This is a genomic window from Dyadobacter soli (genome assembly GCF_900101885.1).
Lineage (GTDB): Bacteria > Bacteroidota > Bacteroidia > Cytophagales > Spirosomataceae > Dyadobacter > Dyadobacter soli.
Map to the genome: position 1 here is coordinate 209,563 of NZ_FNAN01000004.1, position 23,354 is coordinate 232,916.

At 49.3% G+C, this 23,354-nt stretch carries 21 protein-coding genes; 13 read left to right on the plus strand and 8 right to left on the minus strand.

Annotated features, from left to right (window positions below; genetic code table 11):
- The first annotated feature begins 72 nt into the window (after positions 1-72).
- Complete coding sequence (locus tag BLQ88_RS07470; RefSeq protein WP_090148105.1) at positions 73-1,314, plus strand: M16 family metallopeptidase; 1,242 nt, start codon at positions 73-75, stop codon at positions 1,312-1,314.
- A gap of 73 nt (positions 1,315-1,387) precedes the next feature.
- Here the strand turns inward: BLQ88_RS07470 and BLQ88_RS07475 are convergent, their stop codons facing one another.
- Positions 1,388-2,680 (minus strand): M16 family metallopeptidase, encoded by a 1,293-nt coding sequence (locus tag BLQ88_RS07475; protein ID WP_090148107.1) that lies wholly within the window; start codon positions 2,678-2,680, stop codon positions 1,388-1,390.
- Positions 2,681-2,770: 90 nt separating this feature from the next.
- Between BLQ88_RS07475 and BLQ88_RS07480 the strand changes: the two genes are divergently transcribed.
- Positions 2,771-3,889 (plus strand): glycosyltransferase family 4 protein, encoded by a 1,119-nt coding sequence (locus BLQ88_RS07480; RefSeq protein WP_090148108.1) that lies wholly within the window; start codon positions 2,771-2,773, stop codon positions 3,887-3,889.
- On the opposite strand, the gene BLQ88_RS07485 is transcribed toward BLQ88_RS07480, so the two are convergent.
- Positions 3,890-5,296, minus strand: coding sequence for a tetratricopeptide repeat protein (locus BLQ88_RS07485; protein WP_090148110.1), 1,407 nt, complete (start codon positions 5,294-5,296; stop codon positions 3,890-3,892). It lies immediately after the preceding gene.
- 76 nt (positions 5,297-5,372) lie between these two features.
- A complete protein-coding gene (locus BLQ88_RS07490) occupies positions 5,373-6,371 on the minus strand; it encodes an NAD-dependent epimerase/dehydratase family protein (protein WP_090148112.1) in 999 nt (332 codons plus the stop codon).
- A gap of 151 nt (positions 6,372-6,522) precedes the next feature.
- On the opposite strand from BLQ88_RS07490, the gene metG reads away from it, so the two are divergent.
- Entirely contained in the window at positions 6,523-8,592 is a 2,070-nt protein-coding gene (gene metG, locus BLQ88_RS07495; RefSeq protein WP_090148113.1) for a methionine--tRNA ligase, read from the plus strand.
- A 47-nt stretch (positions 8,593-8,639) separates the two neighbouring features.
- Here metG and BLQ88_RS07500 read toward each other — a convergent pair whose 3' ends face one another.
- The 4 genes from BLQ88_RS07500 to BLQ88_RS07515 all read right to left on the minus strand — a co-directional run bounded on the left by BLQ88_RS07500 (position 8,640) and on the right by BLQ88_RS07515 (position 10,720).
- The gene (locus tag BLQ88_RS07500; protein WP_090148115.1) at positions 8,640-8,969 is read right to left on the minus strand and encodes a hypothetical protein; all 330 of its coding nucleotides are present in this window, start codon (positions 8,967-8,969) and stop codon (positions 8,640-8,642) included.
- Between the two features lie 257 nt (positions 8,970-9,226).
- Entirely contained in the window at positions 9,227-9,649 is a 423-nt protein-coding gene (locus BLQ88_RS07505) for an Hsp20/alpha crystallin family protein (RefSeq protein ID WP_090148116.1), read from the minus strand.
- Positions 9,650-9,906: 257 nt separating this feature from the next.
- Positions 9,907-10,182, minus strand: a complete 276-nt coding sequence (locus tag BLQ88_RS07510) for an Rdx family protein (protein WP_090148118.1) — start codon at positions 10,180-10,182, stop codon at positions 9,907-9,909.
- Between the two features lie 100 nt (positions 10,183-10,282).
- Positions 10,283-10,720, minus strand: coding sequence for a hypothetical protein (locus tag BLQ88_RS07515; RefSeq protein WP_090148119.1), 438 nt, complete (start codon positions 10,718-10,720; stop codon positions 10,283-10,285).
- 482 nt (positions 10,721-11,202) lie between these two features.
- Here BLQ88_RS07515 and BLQ88_RS07520 point away from each other — a divergent pair, with 482 nt between their 5' ends.
- The 4 genes from BLQ88_RS07520 (at position 11,203) to BLQ88_RS07540 (ending at position 14,590) form a co-directional block, all read left to right on the plus strand.
- On the plus strand, positions 11,203-11,607 hold the full coding sequence (locus BLQ88_RS07520; protein ID WP_229212613.1) for a hypothetical protein: 405 nt from the start codon (positions 11,203-11,205) through the stop codon (positions 11,605-11,607).
- A gap of 703 nt (positions 11,608-12,310) precedes the next feature.
- Entirely contained in the window at positions 12,311-13,174 is an 864-nt protein-coding gene (locus BLQ88_RS07530; protein WP_090148122.1) for a sensor histidine kinase, read from the plus strand.
- Between the two features lie 4 nt (positions 13,175-13,178).
- Positions 13,179-13,838, plus strand: coding sequence for a response regulator transcription factor (locus tag BLQ88_RS07535; RefSeq protein WP_015812427.1), 660 nt, complete (start codon positions 13,179-13,181; stop codon positions 13,836-13,838).
- Positions 13,839-13,909: 71 nt separating this feature from the next.
- Complete coding sequence (locus BLQ88_RS07540; RefSeq protein WP_090148124.1) at positions 13,910-14,590, plus strand: type 1 glutamine amidotransferase domain-containing protein; 681 nt, start codon at positions 13,910-13,912, stop codon at positions 14,588-14,590.
- A 10-nt stretch (positions 14,591-14,600) separates the two neighbouring features.
- On the opposite strand, the gene rfbC is transcribed toward BLQ88_RS07540, so the two are convergent.
- Positions 14,601-15,146 (minus strand): dTDP-4-dehydrorhamnose 3,5-epimerase, encoded by a 546-nt coding sequence (rfbC, locus tag BLQ88_RS07545; protein WP_090148125.1) that lies wholly within the window; start codon positions 15,144-15,146, stop codon positions 14,601-14,603.
- Positions 15,147-15,244: 98 nt separating this feature from the next.
- Between rfbC and pyrF the strand changes: the two genes are divergently transcribed.
- From pyrF to BLQ88_RS07575, 6 genes are all read left to right on the plus strand, one after another.
- Complete coding sequence (pyrF, locus tag BLQ88_RS07550) at positions 15,245-16,069, plus strand: orotidine-5'-phosphate decarboxylase (protein ID WP_090148127.1); 825 nt, start codon at positions 15,245-15,247, stop codon at positions 16,067-16,069.
- 42 nt (positions 16,070-16,111) lie between these two features.
- Positions 16,112-17,341 carry a diaminopimelate decarboxylase gene (gene lysA, locus BLQ88_RS07555; RefSeq protein ID WP_090148128.1) on the plus strand — a complete coding sequence of 410 codons (1,230 nt, stop codon included), beginning with the start codon at positions 16,112-16,114 and terminating at the stop codon, positions 17,339-17,341.
- Between the two features lie 124 nt (positions 17,342-17,465).
- Positions 17,466-17,924, plus strand: coding sequence for a YciI family protein (locus BLQ88_RS07560; RefSeq protein WP_090148130.1), 459 nt, complete (start codon positions 17,466-17,468; stop codon positions 17,922-17,924).
- A 123-nt stretch (positions 17,925-18,047) separates the two neighbouring features.
- A complete protein-coding gene (gene clpB, locus BLQ88_RS07565) occupies positions 18,048-20,651 on the plus strand; it encodes an ATP-dependent chaperone ClpB (RefSeq protein ID WP_090148131.1) in 2,604 nt (867 codons plus the stop codon).
- A gap of 214 nt (positions 20,652-20,865) precedes the next feature.
- Positions 20,866-21,417 carry a type 1 glutamine amidotransferase domain-containing protein gene (locus BLQ88_RS07570; protein WP_090148132.1) on the plus strand — a complete coding sequence of 184 codons (552 nt, stop codon included), beginning with the start codon at positions 20,866-20,868 and terminating at the stop codon, positions 21,415-21,417.
- A 114-nt stretch (positions 21,418-21,531) separates the two neighbouring features.
- A complete protein-coding gene (locus BLQ88_RS07575) occupies positions 21,532-23,037 on the plus strand; it encodes an ATP-binding cassette domain-containing protein (protein ID WP_090148433.1) in 1,506 nt (501 codons plus the stop codon).
- Positions 23,038-23,354 lie beyond the last annotated feature (317 nt).

The following is a 23,354-nucleotide window of genomic DNA, read 5'->3' on the forward strand; positions in this document are numbered from 1 at the left end:
GAATGCGCGGGTTTCGGTCCCCGGTTTTATTTTGGCTAAAATCTCAACATTCAACTTCCTTTTTGATAAAATATGATTCGCTATAAGCAGTTCACACTGGGGAATGGCCTTCGGGTATTTGTCCACGAAGACTTTTCGACACCCATGGCTGCGGTCAATATCCTTTATAATGTAGGCTCGCGCGACGAGGACGAGCAGCGCACAGGATTCGCGCATTTGTTTGAGCATTTGATGTTTGGCGGTTCCAAAAATATTCCCAGCTACGACATTCCGGTGCAAAATGTGGGGGGTGAAAACAATGCATTTACGTCACCCGACATTACCAATTACTACATCACATTACCTGCTGATAACGTAGAAACGGCATTCTGGCTCGAATCCGACCGGATGCTGAGCCTGTCGTTCGATCCCAATGTGCTCGAAGTGCAGCGCAAGGTGGTGATCGAGGAATTTAAACAACGCTACCTCAATCAGCCTTATGGCGATATGTGGCTAAAACTGCGGCCATTGGCCTACAAAACACACCCTTACCGCTGGGCGACGATCGGAAAGGACATCGGCCACATCGAACGCGCCACGATGGACGACGTGCAGGATTTCTTCTTCCGCTTCTACCGGCCCAACAATGCGGTAATGGTCGTTGCGGGCGCCGTACCATTCGAAAAAGTGCAGGAACTGGCTGAAAAATGGTTTGGTAATATTCCGGCGGGACCAGCTTACGTCCGCAATCTTCCGGCCGAACCTGTGCAAACCGAAGCCCGCTTCCTCGAAACTTCGGCGAATGTTCCGCTAAACTCGCTGATCAAGGTTTTCCACATGCCGGGAAGGTACGATGCCGGTTTTTACGCCGGCGATTTGCTGAGCGACATTTTGGGAAGGGGTAAATCTTCAAGATTGTATCAAAAGCTGCTCAAAGAACGCGCATTGTTCAATAGTATCGGCGGCAGCATTATCTCCTCGCTTGATCCAGGTTTGCTCATGATTAAAGGAAACCTGAACCCCGGCGTCACATTGGAAGAAGCCGACGCTGCGGTGACTGAAATTTTGCAGGAAATCGTTGAAAATGGCGCTACGGAGGAGGAAGTAACGAAGGTGAAGAACCAATCGGAAGCATCGCTGGCATTTTCGGAGGTGGAACTGCTCAACCGGGCGATGAACCTGGCATTTGCCGCCAACGCAGGCAATGTGGATTGGGCCAATGCCGACGCCGACATTATCCGCGCGCTCACTACCGACGATATTAACAATGCCGCGAAAGCCATTCTGAAACCTGAAAACGCCTCGACGCTCTATTACCGGGCAGAAGCGAAGTAACAATACACGATAAGCAAAAAGCGCTGCCGGTACCATTGGACCAGCAGCGCTTTTTGTTTTTAATACCAAAATATCATTCCTCAGGCAGGAACGTGAGGTAGCTGAAATTCTGCTCATTGAACATTTCCGTTGCGATTTCCTGCAACTGGGCCGCCGTAATCTGCTCAATTTCACCAAAAATCTCCGGTAACGAATCGACTTTACCGGTATCGAGAATGCTTTTGGCCATCATGAGCATAAAACTCATATTGCTCTCCTCCGACATCGCCAGCTGGCCCATGAGCTGGACCTTCGTCTGATGAAGCTGCAAAGTACTGAGCGGAACCTCGCGAATGCGTTTCAACTCCTTATTAATCAGGAAAATGCTCTTACTCAGCTGTTTTTTCTCCGTACCAAAGAAAATGCCCGTAAAACCAGTATCGAGGTAAGGCGTGTAATTGGCTTCGATGGAATAGACAAAACCATACTTCTCCCGTAGCGAAAGGTTAAACCGGGAATTCATCCCCGGTCCGCCAAGGAGGTTGACCAGCATAAAAAACGGCAACCGCCGATCGTCGAGCAATGCATAGGCGGGCTGGCCCATCGCGACCTGCGCCTGCTGGATCGGGCGTTCCCGCTCCTGGCGTACAGGTGTGTAGATCACCGGCGCATTCCGCTTCCGATTGGTAGTGCGGTGCGGCACACCGCCGAGGTATTTCTCGGCAATGCGGATCACGCGTGCAAACGGCAGCCGGCTCACCGACGACACCACAATGCGCTCGGTATCGATATTATGGTTGATAAATTCGTACAAATGCTCCCGGCCGAATGAATTGACCGTTTCTGCCGTACCGAGGATGTTGGTGCCCAGCGCGTGTTCCGGGAAAATCAGCTGATCAAAATCGTCCTGAATGGCGTCTTCCGGCGAATCGACATACATCGACATCTCTTCCAGGATCACATTCCGCTCGCGCTCGATCTGCTTGTCGGGAAACACCGAATGGAAAGTAATATCGGCCAGCAAATCCATCGCCTTCTCGAAATGGTCGTCGAGTACCGAGGCATGGAAGCAGATTTTCTCTTTGGTAGTATAGGCATTCAGCTCGCCGCCGACGTTTTCAAGCCGGTTGATCACGTGGTAGGAGCTTCGTTTTTCAGTACCCTTGAAAGCCATATGCTCCCAGAAATGGGCCAGGCCTTGCTGGTGAGGCAATTCATCGCGACTGCCGATATCGAGCATAATGCCGCAATGCGCTATTTGCGTGTAAGGAACCTGCTTGTGTGCAATGCGGATCCCGTTGGCCAGCGTGTGTATCTGATATTCTTCGGCTGTTGAAAGGGAGGTTGCTTTGGGGTTGCCCCGTTTGCGGACATTGTTTCTCTTCATTCCTTTGTAACACAAAATAGCCACCAATAATTTTCGGTGGTATCCGCAAAAATACGGACTTTTGCCCGGAAAGCCTTGCAGTTACACATCATGCGCATCGGATTTGACGCCAAAAGAGCGTTTGCCAACAAAACAGGTCTGGGAAATTACAGCCGCTTCGTACTCGACGCACTAATGGCGCACCAACCCGGTCATGAATATTTAGCCTACACGCCTAAAAACAACCGAAATCTGTTCGACGAATTCCCTAGTGGTTCAATTCGTTATCCCAAAGGTTTTATCGACCGGAAACTTTCTGCATACTGGCGCTATGCAAGCATTACGCGGCAGCTGCGCGGGGAAAATATCGACTTGTACCACGGCCTCAGCAACGAAATTCCGCAAGGATTGCAGCGTGCAGGCATCCGTTCGGTGGTAACCATTCACGATTTGATTTTTGAAAGGTTGCCCCATCTTTTCAAACCAGTCGACCGCGCCATTTACCGGCACAAATTCCAATCTGCCTGCCAGCGGGCAGATTCCGTTGTGGCAGTAAGCGACCAGACACGCCGTGATTTAATAGCGTTATACGGTGTCGACGATTCGAAAATCAAGGTCATTTACCAGGATTGCAATCCGGTATTCCAAAAACAGCTTGCACCGGAAGAACGGGTCCGCATTTGTGCTGAATATGGAATTACCGGACCGTTTGTGCTTTGCGTAGGCACATTGGAAGAGCGTAAAAACCAGCACCGGCTGGTAGAAGCATTTGCCCGGTTGAAAAATCATGACTTCAAACTGGTACTGGTTGGCAAGCCGACCGCCTATTTAACCAAAATTAAAGAAACAGTCCATCAATTGAAGCTGGAAGACCGGGTAATGCTGCTGCACAATGTATCCACACCGCATTTACCCGCATTGTACCAGGCCGCAGATGTGTTCGCCTACATTTCCATTTATGAAGGCTTCGGCATTCCCATTGTGGAAGCATTGCACAGCGGAACGCCGGTTTTAGCGGCCAAAGGTTCCTGCCTGGAAGAAGCAGGCGGCCCGGGCGGGCTTTATGCAGATCCCTATCAAACAGAAAACATCAGCGAACAGCTGCAAAAACTGGTCACTGATGTTCATCTTCGGAATACTTTATCGGAAGCGGGGCGGGAGCATGTCAAACAATTTGCTGGTCAGCATATCGCCGGGCAGCTTGTTCAACTGTACGAAAGCCTTCGCTAGCTATTTTTCGCGGTATTGTTCGATAATGCGGTACAATGCTTTTTGTTTTTCCAAATCAGGGAAGAAGTCGAAAAGCTGTTCGTGACCATCGTAATCGAGCGTGAGGCCGATTTCCAGGTTTACCAAGGCTTCGCGGTACTGGCCTCCGTGGATCTGATAAACGGCCATTCTATAATACAAATCCGCTTCTTCGGACATCTCATCGATCGCCGCCTGCAACAAGTCGCAAGCCCGGGCATAATTGCCCTGCTCGAACAGCACATACGACCATTTCAGCCAGATATCCGGGTTAGACGGCTCTATTTCCGCCGCTTTCTCAAATGCTTCGAACGCGGAAACCACATTTCCTACTTTGAACTCCGTTTCGGCCAATGCAAGCCAGTAGTCCGGGTTCAATTCTGTGATCTGGATCGCTTTGCGCAAAAAACCGACGGCCTCGTACCAACGGCCCAGTTCGCTGAAACAAATGCCGAGGCCATACCAGCCGTCGTCCCACTGGCTATCCAGCTTCACGGTTTGGCGGTAGTACTTAATGGCAGTTTCGAATTCACCTAATTTCTCGTAGCAAGTCCCCAGGTTACAGCAGGTTTCAGGCTGCTCGCCTTCGAGTTCTATCGCCCTGATGAATTGCGCTTTGGCATCTTCATACTTTTCGAGCGCCATATAAGAATGGCCGAGTTGAAAGAATGCCGACGCGAAATCGTCCTTGATCAGCGTCGCATACTCGTACGCGTGAACCGCGTCCTCGTGGCGTTCCAACTTACTAAATGCGATGCCCAGATTGTACCATGCCTGATGCGAAAACGGATCGCGATCCACTAACGCATTATAGTAGTCAAGATGACTTTCTAACTGCCCAACCAGGTCGAGACAATGGGCCAATTCAAAAAGCGCATTCTCATTATTCAGATTGTTGCGAAGCGACCTTTTGTAGTACTTGATCGCATCCTCGTATTTGCCCCAGTTCTGGTAAGTCTGCCCGATCTGGAAATAGATTTCATCCCTGTCCTCCACCCTGCCGAGCAGGTTTTCGAGGATTTCGATCGCCTCTTCATATTCTCCCATCATGTTGGCTACCGCCACTTGCATGAAAGAAATTTCAATGTCGCCCGGATGAAAAAGTGATGCCCGTTCCAATATTTCGAGGGCCAATTCGTGCTCGCCGCGGTTGGCGTGCAACTGGACCATGCTAAGCAGCAGGTCGAGCGAATAGGGGTAATCCGACAGGCCCATCTCACAAGCTTTGAAAGCTTTTTCCCAATCCCCCTTTTCTATGTAATGTACTGTAACCTTTTCGTAAGTATCCAAATCGAAAAAGACCGGCTCGCTGGTTTTCAGCATTCTTTCGAACCTGAGCAGTGTCTCCTTCATATAATCCTTCCTTTCACCGAAATTTTTCTCCATCATACGAACCGCTAGGTTATAATCGAGGGCAAATGCACCACTGTTAATGAAAGAAAGTTATAAAATAATTCCCCGGATTTCAAACTCTCCCGAGCAAACTTTCACTAATGCGGGACACCGTTTCCTCAATAGGCTGAAATTGAAAATCTAATGCTTTCTTCACTTTGCCATTGTCATAAGTGATTTTTCGGGCGGCAGATTGCGCTGTTTCTTTGGTAATCAGGGGCTTTGTTCCCAACAACCAGGTCCTCACCGCTTCCACCCGCCATATCACTCCCGCCAACCCGGCACCGACCTTAAAGGACGGCCTTTTGCGGCGCATTTTATCCGCTATCATATTGAACAAATTATGGTACGAAATGCTCCCCGCATTAAGCAGGAAACGCTCGCCCGTAATGCCGGAACCTGCCAGCCGGTACACGATCTCGGCCACATCCTTCACGTCCACGACGTTGGCGATGCCTTCCGTATAAAATGGCTTTTCGCGGTATATGTACCTGAAAATCTGCGTACTGCTTTTTTCCCAGTCACCTTCACCGAGGATCAATGTAGGGTTAACAATCACCGCATTAAGCCCTTCCGCAATGCCGCGCCACACTTCCAGCTCCGCCATATGCTTGGTTTTGGCATATTCAGAATTCTCGGGCGAGTCTTCCCAGCGCTGTTCCTCGTTTAGTACCACCGCCTGCCCGGCAGCCTGCTTGCGCTTATCGGGCCGGCCGATAGCGGCAATGCTGCTTACGTGCACCAGTTTTTGTGTTTTGTATTTCAAACACACATTCACCACGTTGGCAGTGCCTTCCTGGTTTACCTTATACATCATTTTCCGGTCGCGCGGCACGAACGAGACTACCGCGGCCGTGTGTACGACGTAATCCATGTGTTCGATGGATTGTTCCAGTGAAAGAATGTCGAGAATATCTCCTTCCACCCAGGTCAGTTTCGGATGCGCTTCCGCAAGCAGGCGCTTGTCCGCACCAGGGCGCGTCAATGCGAATACTTCATGATTTTCCGACAGGAACCTTTTGGCCACTACACTGCCCACCAGGCCCGTCGCACCGGTAATGAGTACTTTCATGTAGGCAAAACAAATTGTTTGGGTCAAAGTTCGTAGTAAAAAAGTAGTTTGTCACACCATTGCAAGCCTTTTTGCTAATTTTGCGCTCCGGCCACACCCGGGGAGCCTTGCCGCTCCTACGATTATACCATATTCAAATCCCTGAATTCAAATGCCGATTTCAAATCCTGAAAGATATACCGTCACAGCAGCGCTGATCTACGCCAACGGCCCGATCCACATCGGCCATTTGGCGGGCTGTTATGTACCGGCTGATATATACGTTCGCTATCTGCGCGCCTCCGGCAAGGAAGTTGCATTCATCAGCGGCACCGATGAGCACGGCGTGCCCATTACGATTCGTGCAAAAAAAGAAGGCTTGACGCCCCAGCAGGTGGTCGATAAATATTACGAGCAGATAGACGCTTCCTTCAAATCGCTAGGTATTTCTTTCGATGTGTATTCCCGCACCAGCAAGCCGATCCATCATGAAACTTCCCGTGAGATTTTCAGGGATTTGTACGACAAAAAGGTATTCGTCGAAGAAACGACCGAGCAATACTATGACGAAACCGCGCAGCAGTTCCTCGCCGACCGTTACATTGTAGGCACCTGCCCCGTTTGCGCGAACCCGAATGCATATGGCGACCAATGCGAACGCTGCGGTTCGACATTAAGCCCGCTCGAACTGAAAGACCCGCGCTCGACGCTCTCGGGTGCGAAGCCGGTTTTAAAAGCGACTAAAAACTGGTACCTGCCCCTGAATAAAATGCAGCCGGATATTGAAGCCTACGTGAACGGCCATTCTGAATGGAAGACCAACGTATTCGGCCAGTGCCAGTCGTGGCTGAAAGACGGACTCAAACCCCGCGCCATGACCCGCGACCTCGACTGGGGCATTAAAGTACCCGTGGAAGATACCGAGGGAAAGGTACTATATGTGTGGTTCGAAGCACCTATCGGCTACATTTCGGCTACCAAAGACTGGCTTATTCAAAAGAATGGTACCGACGAAGGCTGGAAAAAGTGGTGGCAACCGACGAACGGTGGAGGCGAAACCAAGCTCGTGCATTTTATTGGCAAGGATAATATCGTATTCCACTGCATTATCTTCCCGGCCATGCTGATGGCCGAAGGCAACTACATTCTGGCGGATAATGTGCCAGCGAACGAGTTCATGAACCTCGAAGGCGACAAGATTTCGACCTCGCGCAACTGGGCCGTGTGGCTGCACGAGTACCTCGAAGAACTGCCCGACAAGCAGGACGTCCTTCGCTACGTGCTCACCGCAAATGCACCTGAGACCAAAGACAGCGAATTTACCTGGAAAGATTTCCAAACCCGCAATAACAGTGAGCTGGTAGGCATTTACGGTAACTTCATCAACCGCGCCGTGGTGCTCACGCAGAAATTCTGCGAAGGCAAAGTGCCTCAGCGTGGCGAGTTGCAGGAGATCGATCAGGCTGCATTAAACGACCTGGCCGCATTCCCCGCACGCATTGCCGAATCAATGGAAAATTACCGTTTCCGCGAGGCTTTGTCGCTCATTATGGACCTGGCGCGCACGGGTAACAAATACCTGGCCGATACCCAGCCATGGCACGTGATCAAAACCGATCCGGAACGCGTAAACACGATTTTGAATATTGCATTGCAGATTTCAGCCACGCTTTCGATCGTTTCCGAGCCCGTATTGCCATTTACAGCAGCTAAAATCCAGGAACAGCTGGGATTGTCGGGGAAAAATTGGCAGGATGCGGGCAATGCGGATTTGCTGCCGGCAGGTCAGCCCGTTTTGGAAGGAAAACTGCTTTTTGAAAAAATAGAAGACAGCTTGATCGAGAAACAGGTGCAAAAACTGCACGATGCCAAACGTTTGAATGAGCTGGAAGGTAAAACTGTCGCCCCGGTAAAACCCGAAATCCAGTTTGAGGATTTCGGCAAAATGGATATTCGCATTGCGACCATCCTGGAAGCCGAAAATGTGCCGAAAAGCAAGAAGTTGTTGAAGTTGCTGATCGATATCGGGTCGGAACAGCGGACGGTATTGAGCGGTATTTCGGAGCATTTCAAAGCCGAAGAAGTGATCGGCAAAAAGGTATTATACCTGGCAAATCTCGCCCCGAGAAAGATGATGGGAATGGAAAGCCAGGGCATGATTCTCATGGCCGAAGACCGCGATGGCAGCCTCGCATTTGTACAGCCGGGCAAAGACGTTTGGAACGGCGGGACCGTCAACTAATCCTTTCGGGCCCTGCATCGGCGGAGTACCTTGCAGGGCCTTTTCCCTTATTGAAATTCTTTCTTCACCGAATCATAGATCGTCTGCACGCGCTCCACGAGTGAGTGGCATTCATGATCGCTAAGATGGTCGATGGTGTTGCTTACCGCATTCGAAACAATACGGCCCTCCTCATTGACTTTGGCACCCTTCTGCTTGATGACGGTAAGAATGCTTTCCCACTCGCCAACTAATCCTTCTGAAAAATACCTGGGTTCGATGATGTTGAAGTAGGCAGACTGCGATTTCAGTTTCTGCCTCAGTTTGGACTGGTCTACTTTGAGTTCTTCAACCAGCTTCGTAAGCTCAATAAAAGCGAAAATATTAGACTTTTTCATATACGTTGAGAAATTGACGAGCACTAAGGATTTGTAATGCAAGATACAGATAGGAAATTCCTTTTTTAGAGAAAGTGTGGAATCTTTACTCAATCTTAATGCATTCTATTGGAAGCGTACAAGCACTACTCGGATAAGTACCATAGACCAATCGAAATACTTCGCAATTTTTGTCGAAAAGTGCCCTGAGCACGCCCACAGGCAACAAAAAAAGCCTGGCAATTTACCAGGCTTCTCATATGAATGATCACTAATTTCTACCAACGTTCGATATCCACCTTGCGGTGATAATCACCCTGCTCATCTCCAAAGGGAAGGAAGAGCACCAATTGACGATGGTTATCGTCGTACCTTGCCGATATATTGTCTATATCCACTCCGTCCGGGATGACGAAGGTATTGATGAAACGAATTGTCTTCCACTGCTCGTCATCGGGCAAATTTTCCTGTGAAAAAATAGGCAGTAAGTGGAACAACTTCAAGTTATTAGAGTTTCTCTTACCTTTCACAACTTCCAATTGCAAGTCCTCAACCTCGATGCCTGGAATTTTCACAACTACTTCGAAACCGTCCGATCCTTTGTCAAGCTTGATAGAGGGCTCACTCATTCCACCGTTCACTGTGTTGATAAAATCTATATTCATCAACATCTCCCGTGGTATTTTCAGTTTGCTTTCCATAGCTATCGCGTTTTAGGTTCACAAGTTTTAACTATTAACGAAAAACTGCGTGCCAAAGATCGTTTTATGTCAAAAACTATGATGAATGGGCGATGGTAAGGACGGGGTTGAGAAATTAAAAAACGGCCGTCAGGACAGATCAATGCCTATAATGCATTTCACCCGATTACGTGAAACAGCCTCCAATACGCACGCCAAAATTGCAGTCCATCCAACACAAATGCGCCAAAATGACACAAATACTTGGGGTAATACGGTTAGCGATCGCTATGCCCCAGGCTGCGCTCGGGCGCGATGATGTCCCTTACCCGCTGCTTGATTTCCTTCGGCTCGGGGAAATGGCCTTCCCGCTTTCTATCCCATATCAGTTCCTCATCCAGTTTGATGGTATACCGGCCCGCTACCTCGGACGGGCGCAGCTGCACCGCATGCAGGTCCTCGGCAAAGGTAGTTAGTAGCTCCTGGGCCATCCAGGCCGCCCTGAGCAGCCAGCCGCATTTGGGGCAATATTCGATTTCTATGGTTGGTTTCATTTTTAGTCATTAAACGAATGCAAATTAATTACACCCATTGAATGACAAAAGCACAAGTGAGATTTTCACTTGTGCTTTGATAAACGTAGCTAGCTGCTTTTTAGCAATTACGCGGACACAACGGACCACCGCCTCCTGTCTGCGGCGCTCCGTCTGTCGTCTTCGCGTTTACAGGTGCTGTTATATCATTACCATTCTTATCAACGCCAATAAATACGAGCGTTGTCTTGCCTTCTTTATCCTTTGCAAAGTAAAAACGAATCCCTACACAACCCTTTTGAGAAAGGACTTGCTCAAGAACAGTTTTACCATAAGCCACTGCTCTAGTATCTTCTGATCCTACCGATTTCTTAAATTCTTCCTTCATTTGCTGAAAATCATTTAAAGAGATCGCAGCTCCCATTCTATCAGCAACCTGTTGTTCCTCAGCCGTCAGTTGTGAGGACTTTTGCACTTCCGGCTTAACCTTTTCTTCTTCTTTCTGACAAGCCCATGTGAGAGTAACAAGGCACAACGCAGATACAAAAATTTTTTTCATTTGATTGATGGGGGTTGAACTGTGAGAATAATAATCGAGCTGCGCACACTCGGTTACATAATTACCCTTTCGCCAAGGTATACACAATGTTTTGTAACCGTTTTTATCAAAAAACTGATTTAACGGCAAAAAGCCACAACGGATACCATTGTGGCTTTCGAGTATAACCTAACCCTTTAATCTTGTGAGAAAGCCTTTATAAGTCTTCCCTAACGCTTTACAAATGTAGGCTCCTTCATGTAAGCATTTTAGCGCAAAAATCCCCGTTTGATGATTCAAGTAAGCCTACAAATGCGTCTTGGTAATTTTTCCCGATACTTATACGTAAAATTACGCGATTTTAAACTCAATTGAATAAATTCGATTGATTCACAACTAGTTACAATTAACCGTTAAATCAATTCACTATATGCCATTTGGCTACATTGGGGGTGGGGATTAACTTTACTCATCATTGTTCAACCTTAATTAATCAGAAGAGAATGGCCAAGTACACAGGACAGGAAGGTCAGCTGATCTCTGCGAGAGAAGCGAAACTTTTCACAACCAACCATCAAAATGTCAAAGAGCTTATCGAAAAGGATGGTAAGAACTACGTCGAAGCTGAGTTTTTTGGCCTCGAAACTTTTAATAAGCTTTTAAAGGGATGTGGTGGAAAACCTATTGGTTTTCGCATTTACTACGGTTTGAGAGAAGAAAACCATGACGAGGATGAGCCGATTGTAACGAGCGGCGGTAAAGGTAGACCTACACCACGCCTTGTAATCGTGCCAGTCGATGCTGATGGTCAGGAGCTCTCAGGACTTACGACTATTGGCGGACACAAAGATATGCCGTCTGATGGGCAGGCAATGGCCAACGGACCTATTTGCCCTCGCCGTTGCTAACATTCAAAATCATTGTCGATGCTTGAGAATTACTGCTCCTACATTATAAGGCAGCCAGTCATCAGCGCGCCGGTATTTCTAAACTTGCTACCTATTTTGCTAATCTGGCGGAAGAGAGCATACAATGATAAGATGTTTTTCATCCTATTTGTCTATTTGATTTTAAAGTTTGGGGTCGACCTTGTGATGTTTGATCTGGCTTCACAAAGAAAAAATTCGGTTCTATACTACAACCTGAACATTCCGGTAAGATATGTATTGACGAGCTGGATGTTTTATTACAAATTAGATTATAACGCACAGCGCAAGTGGCTGATGCTCTCATGGATTTTATTCGTAGCATTTTCGGCTTGGGATATTATACATACAAATCCATCCATGGGTGACTTATATAACCACAAGATGGTGTTGTATTCCACTACATTGGAAAGTCTCTTGATGCTGTTTTGGATCATGTTATACTTCTACAATACGATGCGCGCACTCAAAATCCCAAACTTGCTTACTTATCCTTTTTTTTGGATTTGTTCGGGATTCCTATTATATTATTCCAGCCTCCTCTTTATTGCCCCAGTTCTTCACTACGCTTCGAAATGGGATCAATGGATGGATATCGGATCTTTAGACTACATACCTTACGCATTTGAAACTGTAAGTCTTTTACTTTTTAGCATTGGGATCGCCCAATACACTGGTAGCTCTTATGCAAAGTAACGAAGAACTTAAACTGGGACTACTCATTGCATCCATTGCGATGCTGATGATGGCATTTTTCGTCATCATGTTCGTAATGTACTACCAGAAAAAGCGGTTCGAAGAAGAAAAGCGGATCAGCGACATCGAGAAAAACTACAATCGCATGTTGCTCGACACCGCGTTGAATTCGGAGGAAACGGAGCGGCGGCGGATTGCGCAGGATTTGCATGATGATATCGGCACCATGCTGTCGCTTACCAAGTTAAGTCTCAACCAATTGAGTAAATTAGTAGCCAACTCCGGCGACGAGAAGGAAGAGAGCATTATGAAAAAGTCGCAGTCGCTGGTGGAAGAGACGATCCTGCATGTGCGACGTATCACGCGCGACCTGGTGCCGACTACGCTGGAACGGTTCGGGCTGATGGAGGCGATCGAAGAGTTCATTCATAAGCTGGAAGAGGACAACAATCTGGTAATTGCCTTCCAATCGAATACAGAAGAATTTCCGCGTCAGGGCCAGAAGCTGGAACTGACGCTTTACCGTATTATGCAGGAGTTGGTCAACAATGCGATCAAGCACGCGAGCTGCACAAAAATCGATATTGTGCTGGAAATCGATGAAGAAATGATAGGTTTGCGGGTTACCGACAATGGTGTCGGTTTCGACCCCGAAAAAATAAAAGAAAGCAACCTGGCCGGGCTGGGTTTGCTTGGTATCGAAAGCCGGTTGGCTATTGTGAACGGAACGGTCCAGTACGAACAGCCGGCCAAGGGCGGTTCCAGCGCCATCGCGAGGATTCCGGTGAATCCGGCATCCGGTAATAAACCTGAACCATTACATCCATTCCGCCGGGAACGAGTGAATATTTAATGCTATGAGCACCCTTAAACTAGGAATCGCCGACGATCACGAACTATTCAGAAAGGGGTTTATCTCCATGCTGAGCGGCATTCCCGATTTCGAATTTATACTGGAAGCCGGCAACGGCCAGGAACTCCTGGACCGCCTGCCCGCCAACACGCCTGACATCGTTTTCATGGATCTGCAAATGCCCGTCATGGACGGCATCCAGGCCACGGAAGCTGCCTTCGAACGCTTTCCTAACATCAAGATCATCGTCGTTTCGATGTACAATGAGGACCGTTTCGTGATACATATGCTCGAAAAGGGCGTACAGGGCTACTTGCTGAAAGATACCAGCCCCGACGAGGTCGAAAAGGCGATCAGAAGGGTTCACGAAGAGGGTTTTTACTACAACGACTTCGTTTCCAAGGCCATGCACCGTAAAATGGTGAACCGGCAGGTGAACAAGCATCCATTCTTCCCGAATGCGTGTAACGTAGCGCTCTCGTCACGCGAGAAAGAAGTACTTCAATTGATCTGCGACGGCCTCTCGACGACCGAAATCGGCGACAAGCTGTTCATCAGCGTGCGCACGGTGGAAGGGCACCGGTTGCGGGTTTTGGAAAAAACAGGCACTAAAAGCACCGCGGCGGCGGTTGCATTCGCTTACAAAAATCAGCTGCTGAGCTAAGCACAATGCTTTGGTAATGGAAACTTCCCGGGTTTATGCTATATTACCCGGAGTCATCTCCATGTACAGCTATGAAAGTCCTGATCGTCTGCACCAACCACGACACTTATCCGGCCAAAACCTCGAAAACAGGCCTTTGGCTGAATGAATTGACGCACTTTTATGACGTAATGGCTAAAAGACGCATCCTCATGGATGTTGTCAGCCCACTCGGCGGTGCCATACCGGTGGATGAACGAAGCCTCGACCTGAAAGACGAATGCAATGCGCGGTACTGGGAAGATGCGGCATTCAGGCAAAAATTGCAGAGTTCGCTGAAACCATCGGAAGTCTACGCAAACGACTACCGGCTGATCTATTTCACCGGCGGCCACGGAGCGATGTGGGACTTGCCTGAAAATACCGAGCTGCAAAATCTTGCCAAAGCGATTTACGAAAGAAACGGCATGGTAACCGCCGTCGCGCATGGCGTTTCAGGTTTGCTTAATGTCAGACTTTCGGACGGCTCGTTGCTTATCCAGGACAAATATGTTACAGCCTACTCCAACGTCGAAGAAGCGCTCGTCAGCTTTGTAAGCGAAGTACCGTTTTACCTCGAAGACCAGTTGAAGGAGCGCGGCGCGAATTACACCAAAGCGATGATCCCTTTTGTGGAATTCATCGAAATGGACGAGCGGCTCATTACCGGGCAGAATTCACATTCGGCCCGGAAGGTGGCTACCAAAGCCCTGGAAGAGCTTTTTGAAAAATAGGTTTTGAAATTTACTTGACCAACTCCCCAAAAAGTGAGCGGAATGTAGGCAGGATCAGGTCCTTTTCCGACACGATCGGATCGGTGATTCCCCAGTCGATGTTCAGATCGGGATCGTTCCACAGTATACCCGACTCGGATTCCTTATTATAAAGATTAGTGCATTTGTAGCTGAAAATAGCATCTTCCAACGCCACAAATCCGTGCGCAAAACCTTCCGGAATGTAAGCGATATTGTTCAGCTCACCGCTTAATTCAAATACCTCGTGCTTCCCGAATGTCGGCGAATCCGGACGGATATCGACCGCCACATCCAGCACTCTGCCCGAGATCACGCGCACCAGTTTCCCCTGAGCAAAAGGCGCATTCTGGAAATGCAGGCCCCTTACCACTCCTTTTTTCGAAAACGATTGATTGTCCTGAACAAAGTTGACAGGCAGACCGAGTTTCGCAAATGTCTCCTCATTATACGATTCAAAAAACATTCCACGGTCGTCGCCGAAGACCCTTGGAAATATTTCAACTAGACCGGCAATGGAAGTTTCTCGAATCTGCATATAGTCGCTATGAGTTGGTTGGAGCAAAGTTTAATGTTGGGGCAAATTTATGAATCTATTGCCAGAGGTTGTAATTTCGCCGCAATATTTACAAAATCATGACTTATCAAGAGCTCTTCCAGCAAATTTCGACTAAAAGGTCTTATTTGTGCGTGGGTTTGGATACCGACATCCAAAAAATCCCGGCACATTTGTTGAAAACCGACGATCCCATCTTTGAATTCAATAAACAGATCATCGACTCCACAGCGGACTATTGCGTTTCTTACAAACCGAACATCGCGTTTTACGAAGCATTGGGGCCAAAGGGTTGGGAGAGCCTTCAAAAGACCGTCGAATACATTCCCAAAAGCCATTTCACGATCGCGGATGCCAAGCGCGGCGATATCGGGAATACGTCGGGCCTCTATGCCCGTGCGTTCTTCGACAAATCGTCGTCCGGCCTCGATTTCGACTCCATTACCGTGGCGCCTTACATGGGCAGCGATTCGGTGACGCCGTTCCTGGCATTCGAAGGTAAATGGGTGATTCTGCTTGCATTGACGTCCAACCCGGGCAGCTCTGACTTTCAGCGGTTGAATGTGGAAGGCAATACTTTATTTGAAAATGTATTGCGCACATCGCAGGAATGGGCTGGCGCGGAACGTATGATGTATGTAGTAGGCGCAACACACCCGTCCGATTTCCAGAAAATCCGTGCCATTGTACCCGACCATTTCCTGCTTGTACCGGGCGTTGGCGCGCAAGGCGGCAACCTGGAAGAGGTTTCGAAGTTTGGTATGAATAAAAGCTGCGGGCTACTTGTGAATGCGTCGCGCAGCATTATCTACGCAAGCAACGGCACCGATTTCGCCGAAAAAGCGAAACAGGAAGCCCAGGCACTCCAACAGGAAATGGCCATCTACCTCGACAAATATTTATAATCAGAACATTCCCGCACATTAGCTGCCACCCATACCAACGAAATGCAACTCTCTGACCATTACCCATATTCCATTCAGGGAATCGACCCTGTTCAGTTAATTAACCAATACGGAAGCCCGCTGTACGTGTACGACGGCGCGACGATCCGTCGGAAAGCCGCCGAGCTGCAACATGCATTTGCGGGGGTTAATATGAAGATTAAATATGCCTGCAAAGCCAACACGAACCTTGCTATCCTGCGTCTGATGCGCGAAATCGGGGTGGAACTCGATGTGGTATCCCCTGGTGAATTCGAAATGGGTAAACTGGCGGGTTATGACGCCGACCAAATCACATTTACGCCCAGCGGCGTGCATTTCGAAGAGGTGCGCGAGGCGGTGGAAGCCGGAGCGATCGTGAATGTGGACAGTATTTCATTGCTCGAATGGTTCGGCCAGACTTACGGCAATACCAAACCTTGCATGATCCGCATTAAGCCCAATGTGGCCGCGGGCGGGCATACCAAGATCATGACTGCGCACGCCGATTCCAAATTCGGGATCTCGGTGTTGTTGCTGGACGATATTCTCGCGGTTATCAAAAAATACGATATCAAAGTAATCGGCCTGCACCAGCATACCGGTTCGGACATTAAAGATGCCGAGCCGTTCCTGAAAGTAGCCGACATTCTTTTCGAAACCGCGAAGCATTTCCCCGATCTTCAAGTCGTAGATCTGGGCGGCGGGTTTAAGGTTTCCTACTTGCCCGGCGATGCGATTACGGATATGGATTTGCTGGGTAAAAAAATATCCAAACGCTTCCAGACCTTCTGCCAGGAGTATGGCCGCGAGTTGCAGCTTTGGTTCGAGCCGGGCAAGTTTCTCGTGAGCGAATCGGGTTTTCTTTTTGTGACTACCAATGTGGTGAAAGAAGATCCGGCGCGCAATTTCGTGCACGTGGATTCGGGCCTTAACCACCTGATCCGCCCGATGATGTACGGTTCTTACCATCATATTCTCAACATTTCAAACCCGAAAGGAGAATTGAAGCACTACAATGTGGTGGGCTATATTTGCGAAACCGACACATTCGCTTCCGACCGCGAACTGCCCGAAGTACGCCAGGGCGACGTGCTGGCGTTCCTGAATGCGGGTGCGTACGGGCTGACGATGAGCTCCAACTACAATGCGCGCGTCCGCCCGGCCGAGGTGCTGATCGATAATGGCGTAGCGAAGCTCGTCCGACGCCGCGAAACGCTGGAAGATCTGCTCAAAACGCAAATGGATATCTGATATTGGTTTAGAAATTTCGAGCAAGAAGCTGCACTGGATCACCCGTGCAGCTTCTTGCGTTTCAGGCATTCTTTTAAGTCAAAAAATCAATACATTTAAACATTAACCCATAAATCGACCGACTATGAAAGCCCTGTACATCACACTCCTGATTCTCGCGTCACTGATCGCCCCAAAATTCGGTTACTCCCAATCCACTGCTTACGATTCGACGCTAGCCAAGAAGCTCGGCGCGGATGAGTATGGCATGAAAAAGTATGTAATGGTGCTCCTGAAAACCGGAACGGCTACCGGCCTGCCGAAAAGCAGGACTGATAGCCTTTTCGCCGGGCATATGCAGAATATCAACCGCCTGGCCGATTCCGGAAAGCTCGTCGTAGCAGGTCCGTTCTTCAAAAACGACAAGTACCGCGGCATTTTCATCCTCAATGCAGAATCCCTCGAAGAAGGCAGGAAGCTCGTAGAAAGCGATCCGGCGGTGCAAGCGAAGCTCCTCGATATGGATTTGCTGATGTGGTACGGTTCCGCAGCGTTGGCCGAAACGCTGGAAATCCACAAGAAAATCGAAAAGAAAAGTCATTGATTTCTTGCCATTTTGTCCGACAAAACCTCTTCAAGTCACATTTTTGAGACAAAATTTCCGATTTAAACGGTCGGCACACCCTTTTTTGAATAGCATTGTATCATTAACGACGTGACCAACGCTATGAACTTTAACCAATATACTATTAAGGCGCAGGAGGTGATCCAGCATGCCGCTCAGATGGTCCAGGGCAACCAGCAACAGGCTATCGAAACGGGGCATGTGTTGAAATCCATTTTGGAGGAAGACCCGAATACGTCATTGTTTTTACTGAATAAGCTCAATATCAGCGCAGACGTACTCAACAACCGTTTGCAGAAGCTATTGGATGGCTACCCGCGTGTGAGTGGGGGCCAGCCCTACCTGGGTAACGATATGGCCGCTGCCAGCGGCAAGGCACAGAATTACCTGAAAGAATTCGGCGACGAATTCATCAGCATCGAACTGCTGATACTGGGTATTCTGAGCGGAAAAGATTCCACAGCCACCCTGATGAAGGAGCTGGGATTCAGCGAGAAGGAACTGATCAATGCTATCAAAGAACTTAGAGGAAAGAATAACCCTGTGAAAGATCAAAACGCAGAAGCCAAATACCGCTCCCTGGAACGGTACAGCAAAAATTTGAATGAATTGGCCAAAGCCGGCAAAATTGACCCGGTGATCGGTCGTGATGAGGAAATCAGGCGGGTATTGCAGATTTTGAGCCGCCGTACTAAAAACAACCCGATCCTGCTCGGCGAGCCGGGTGTGGGTAAAACCGCTATCGTGGAAGGTCTTGCGCAACGCATCGTGCAGGGCGACGTTCCCGAAAACCTAAAATCGAAGACGATCGTATCCCTCGACCTGGGCTTGCTCATCGCAGGTGCGAAATACAAAGGTGAATTTGAAGAAAGACTGAAAGCGGTTATCAAAGAAGTGACCGATTCGGAGGGGGAAATCGTACTCTTTATTGACGAAATACACACGCTGATCGGCGCGGGTGGCGGAGGCGAAAGCGCCATGGACGCAGCAAACCTGCTGAAACCGGCACTGGCGCGTGGCGAACTGCACGCAATCGGCGCTACTACTTTGAAAGAATATCAAAAGTATGTCGAGAAAGACAAGGCACTAGAACGCCGTTTCCAGGCTGTAATGGTAGACGAGCCTAACATTCCAGATGCGATCAGCATTCTGAGGGGTATTAAGGAGAAATATGAATTGCACCACGGTGTCCGCATCCAGGATGACGCGGTAATTGCGGCGGTGGAGCTATCAAACCGTTACATCAGCGACCGTTTCCTCCCCGATAAGGCCATCGACTTAATGGACGAGGCCGCCTCGAAGCTGCGACTCGAAATGGATAGCGTTCCCGAAGAACTCGATGAACTGAACCGCCGCATTATGCAGCTCGAAATCGAGCGCGAGGCGATCCGTCGTGAAAATAACAAGGACAAAGAAACCGTCCTGAACAAAGAAATTGCCGACCTAAGCGAGCAACGCAATGCCCTGAAAGCCCAATGGGAGAATGAAAAGGGTAAGGTAAATGAGGTGCGTGCATTGAAAGAGCAAAGCGAACAGTTGCGCCTCGAAGCCGAGCAGGCCGAGCGCTCGGGCGACTTTGGTAAGGTTGCGGAGATTCGTTACGGACGCATTCCGGAAGTGAATGCCAAGCTGGAAGAACTGCAAAAATCCGAGAATGCGGAAAGTTTAATGCAGGAAGAAATCACGCCAGAGGACATTGCGGAAGTAGTGGCCAAATGGACGGGTATCCCGGTGAGCAAAATGCTCCAAAGCGACCGCGAGAAACTCCTGCAACTCGAAGAACATCTGCACCAGCGCGTAGCAGGCCAGAATGAGGCGATTGAAGTGGTATCCGACGCCGTTCGCCGCAGCCGCGCAGGTTTGCAGGATGCGAAAAGGCCGATCGGCAGCTTCCTCTTCCTCGGTCCGACCGGGGTAGGTAAAACCGAACTCGCGAAAACGCTGGCCGAGTACCTGTTCAACGACGAGAATGCCATGGTACGGATCGATATGAGCGAGTACCAGGAACGCCACGCGGTAAGCCGCCTCGTGGGCGCGCCTCCGGGATACGTGGGTTACGACGAAGGCGGGCAGCTTACCGAAGCCGTGCGCCGCAAACCGTACAGCGTGATCCTGCTCGACGAGATCGAAAAAGCGCACCCGGATGTGTGGAATATCCTGCTGCAAGTGCTTGACGAGGGCCGTCTGACCGATAACAAAGGTCGCGTGGCGAACTTCAAGAACACGATCATCATTATGACATCGAACATCGGCAGCCACATTATCCAGGAGAAATTCGCGGAAGACGAAGGCTGGAACCGCACGCTGATCGTCGAGGAGGCCAAACAGGCTGTGCTCGACCTGTTGAAAGCATCGGTAAGGCCCGAGTTCCTGAACCGTATCGACGAGATTGTGCTGTTCGAACCATTGACGCTGAAAAACATCCGCAAAATCGTGGATATCCAGTTCAAAGGCATTCAGAATATGCTGAAAGAGCAGGGTATCACGCTGGATGCGACCGACGAGGCGCTCACCAAACTCGGTGAGGACGGTTTCGATCCCGCATTCGGTGCACGTCCGCTGAAACGGGTACTTCAAAGAAGAATCCTGAATGAATTGTCGAAAGGCATTCTGAGCGGGCAGGTTGCGAAGGACGCAGTGATCATGATGGAGCTCGATTCGAAAGGTGAGCTGGTATTCGAGAATGTCGGCGGCGTGGAAATCTGAATCACAAAATAATGCTAATACAGGGAGCGGCAGCAATGCCGCTCTTTTTGTTTTCCCCAAATCGGGAATGGCGCCAGGGCATTTTCCCAAGTTGTGGAACCGCGTTAAACTGCTTTTACTGCGTGCTCGACGCCAAAGCAGTTCGATTTTTTGGCATAATTTTTGTACAATTATTTATCCCAATAATCTAACTCTTTAATCTACACCTAAATCCATGGAACAATCACTGAATTTAATTAAGGTCGCGATACTGGTTGCCGATGGATTTGAGCAGGTGGAAATGACCTGCCCCAGAAAAGTCCTAAACCAGCATGGCGCGACTACCCACGTGATTTCACCCAATAAAGACATCGTGAAAGGGTGGAGCCACCTGGATTGGGGTGAAAACCACCGCGTGGATGTGCCGCTGGACATGGCGCGCCCCGAGTATTACGACGCGCTGCTGCTTCCGGGAGGGGTAATGGGTCTCGATGCATTGCGCATCAACCAAAAAGCGGTCGACTTTGTCCGGTCGTTCTTTTTTGCAGGAAAACCGGTAGCTGCGATCTGCCACGGCCCACAGATCCTGATCGACGCGGATGTGGTAATCGGCCGCACGCTGACCTCCTATTCCGCCATCCGCCACGATCTCGAAAATGCAGGTGCTATATGGGTAGATCAGGAAGTGGTGACCAATAATGGCCTCGTTACCAGCCGCACAACCGACGATCTTTCGGCGTTTGTCGAGATGATGGTCCGAGAATTCAACATGGAATTGCATCACTAGCGATACCTGCCACTGATTCAAACGCTTAGCAAGAGCATCCCGCAACGGATGCTCTTTTTGTTTCCATTTGAGGCTAAAATTTTGGTATTTGCCCTTTCATTACCTGCTTTTCGCATGACACTCATTTCGCTTCAAAACGTCTCCGTCCGCAAATACGAATCAACGGTCCTTTCTGAAATCAACTGGAATATCGAGCAAGGGAAAAATTGGGCGATCATCGGCCCGAACGGCTCCGGCAAATCGGTGCTGCTGGAAGTGATCGCGGGGAAATGGCCCGTGCTATCCGGCAAAATCGCCTACGGCTGGACCACACCCGTGCGTGAAAATATCGAACTCGCCTCCAACGATTACTCGTTCAACCGCATTGTAAGCGCCGGCGCTGAGTATTACCAGCAACGTTTCCACGCGTACGAGTCCGAGCGCGCGCCTAGCGTGCGTGCGATTTTGACCGACCAATTGAAACCGGTCGGAACCGTCGACGACAAATCCGTAAAATTGGCGCCGTCCAAAGTAAGCGACGAAGAACTCGCGCGCGTGAGTACGCTCCTATCCATTACCCATCTGCTCGACCACCCGTTTGTGACGCTTTCCAATGGCGAAACGAGAAGAATGCTTTTGGCGAAATCGCTGCTGAAAAAACCAAAGGTATTAATGCTCGACAATGCGTTCAGCGGCCTCGACGTGCATTCACGCGAGGTACTCCGCAATGCATTGACCGAACTGACCAACCAGGGCGTGACCATCGTTATGGCCACCACCGCCACCGAAATCCCGCCATGCATTACCGATATACTGGAACTGGAAGCGGGCAAAATCGACGCACAAAAACCGGTCGGCCAGTTCCGGTCCGCGGCGACGCATGCCCCGCATTTCCCACAGCCCGATCCGGAGAAGCTGGCGCATTTCGGTCACCCGGAATTTACCGCGTTTGATTACGCATTGGATTTGAGGAATATCCGGGTAAAATACGGCGAAGACCAGATCCTCGACGGTGTAAGCTGGAAGATCGCAAAGGGAGAGAAGTGGGCATTATCGGGTCCGAATGGCTCCGGCAAATCTACATTGCTGAGCATTATCACAGCCGATAATCCGCAGCGCTTTGCGAATGATTATGATTTGTTCGACCAGAAACGCGGCGGTGCTGGCGCTTCCATTTGGGATATTAAGCAAAAAATCGGGCACGTTTCACCGGAATTGCATTTGTATTTTCCCAGAAATACGACCGTTTTCAAAACCATCGCATCCGGCTTTTTCGACGCTACGGGGGTATTTTTCAAAAAACTCACGGAAACTCAGATCGAGCGCGTCCATGAGGTAGCTGAACTGCTGCATGTCCATGAATTGATCGAAAAAGACTTTTCCCAATTATCAAAAGGGCAGCAAAGAATGGTACTGCTCGCGCGTGCATTGGTTAAAAACCCGCCGCTGCTGATCCTCGACGAACCTTGCCAGGGGCTGGATACCGAGGCGATCGACTACTTCAAATCAGTGGTAAATGCGATCTGCGATACCGATCAACGGACGCTGATCTACGTTTCACATTACCCGAACGAGATACCGAGCTGCGTGACGCATTGTCTCAAACTCGCGAACGGCAGGGTGGTTAATGGTCAGGTTTAGTCAGGGATAGTCAGGTGTGGTTAAGTATTGTCAGGTGTGGTCAGGGGATAGTCAGGTGTGGTTAAGCATTGTCAGGTGTGGTCAGGGGATAGTCAGGTGTGGTTAAGTATTGTCAGGTGTGGTTAAGCATTGTCAGGTGTGGTTAAGTATTGTCAGGTGTGGTTAAGCATTGTCAGGTGTGGTTAAGTATTGTCAGGTGTGGTCAGGGGATAGTCAGGTGTGGTTAAGCATTGTCAGGTGTGGTCAGGGGATAGTCAGGTATAGTCAAATATTGTCATGAATAGACAACGAATGACTAAACATAACAACTCTTGACA

Excerpts from the sequence above, each read along its gene's own strand:
- BLQ88_RS07570 (WP_090148132.1), top strand. The coding sequence starts at position 20,866 with ATGGAACAATCACTGAATTTAATTAAGGTCGCGATACTGGTTGCCGAT.
- BLQ88_RS07540 (WP_090148124.1), top strand. The coding sequence starts at position 13,910 with ATGAAAGTCCTGATCGTCTGCACCAACCACGACACTTATCCGGCCAAA.
- clpB (WP_090148131.1), top strand. The coding sequence starts at position 18,048 with ATGAACTTTAACCAATATACTATTAAGGCGCAGGAGGTGATCCAGCAT.
- BLQ88_RS07560 (WP_090148130.1), top strand. The coding sequence starts at position 17,466 with ATGAAAGCCCTGTACATCACACTCCTGATTCTCGCGTCACTGATCGCC.
- rfbC (WP_090148125.1), bottom strand. The coding sequence starts at position 15,146 with ATGCAGATTCGAGAAACTTCCATTGCCGGTCTAGTTGAAATATTTCCA.
- BLQ88_RS07485 (WP_090148110.1), bottom strand. The coding sequence starts at position 5,296 with ATGATGGAGAAAAATTTCGGTGAAAGGAAGGATTATATGAAGGAGACA.
- BLQ88_RS07575 (WP_090148433.1), top strand. The coding sequence starts at position 21,532 with ATGACACTCATTTCGCTTCAAAACGTCTCCGTCCGCAAATACGAATCA.
- BLQ88_RS07505 (WP_090148116.1), bottom strand. The coding sequence starts at position 9,649 with ATGGAAAGCAAACTGAAAATACCACGGGAGATGTTGATGAATATAGAT.
- BLQ88_RS07510 (WP_090148118.1), bottom strand. The coding sequence starts at position 10,182 with ATGAAACCAACCATAGAAATCGAATATTGCCCCAAATGCGGCTGGCTG.
- BLQ88_RS07500 (WP_090148115.1), bottom strand. The coding sequence starts at position 8,969 with ATGAAAAAGTCTAATATTTTCGCTTTTATTGAGCTTACGAAGCTGGTT.
- BLQ88_RS07475 (WP_090148107.1), bottom strand. The coding sequence starts at position 2,680 with ATGAAGAGAAACAATGTCCGCAAACGGGGCAACCCCAAAGCAACCTCC.
- metG (WP_090148113.1), top strand. The coding sequence starts at position 6,523 with ATGCCGATTTCAAATCCTGAAAGATATACCGTCACAGCAGCGCTGATC.
- BLQ88_RS07530 (WP_090148122.1), top strand. The coding sequence starts at position 12,311 with ATGCAAAGTAACGAAGAACTTAAACTGGGACTACTCATTGCATCCATT.
- lysA (WP_090148128.1), top strand. The coding sequence starts at position 16,112 with ATGCAACTCTCTGACCATTACCCATATTCCATTCAGGGAATCGACCCT.
- BLQ88_RS07515 (WP_090148119.1), bottom strand. The coding sequence starts at position 10,720 with ATGAAAAAAATTTTTGTATCTGCGTTGTGCCTTGTTACTCTCACATGG.
- BLQ88_RS07490 (WP_090148112.1), bottom strand. The coding sequence starts at position 6,371 with ATGAAAGTACTCATTACCGGTGCGACGGGCCTGGTGGGCAGTGTAGTG.
- BLQ88_RS07520 (WP_229212613.1), top strand. The coding sequence starts at position 11,203 with ATGGCCAAGTACACAGGACAGGAAGGTCAGCTGATCTCTGCGAGAGAA.
- pyrF (WP_090148127.1), top strand. The coding sequence starts at position 15,245 with ATGACTTATCAAGAGCTCTTCCAGCAAATTTCGACTAAAAGGTCTTAT.
- BLQ88_RS07480 (WP_090148108.1), top strand. The coding sequence starts at position 2,771 with ATGCGCATCGGATTTGACGCCAAAAGAGCGTTTGCCAACAAAACAGGT.
- BLQ88_RS07535 (WP_015812427.1), top strand. The coding sequence starts at position 13,179 with ATGAGCACCCTTAAACTAGGAATCGCCGACGATCACGAACTATTCAGA.
- BLQ88_RS07470 (WP_090148105.1), top strand. The coding sequence starts at position 73 with ATGATTCGCTATAAGCAGTTCACACTGGGGAATGGCCTTCGGGTATTT.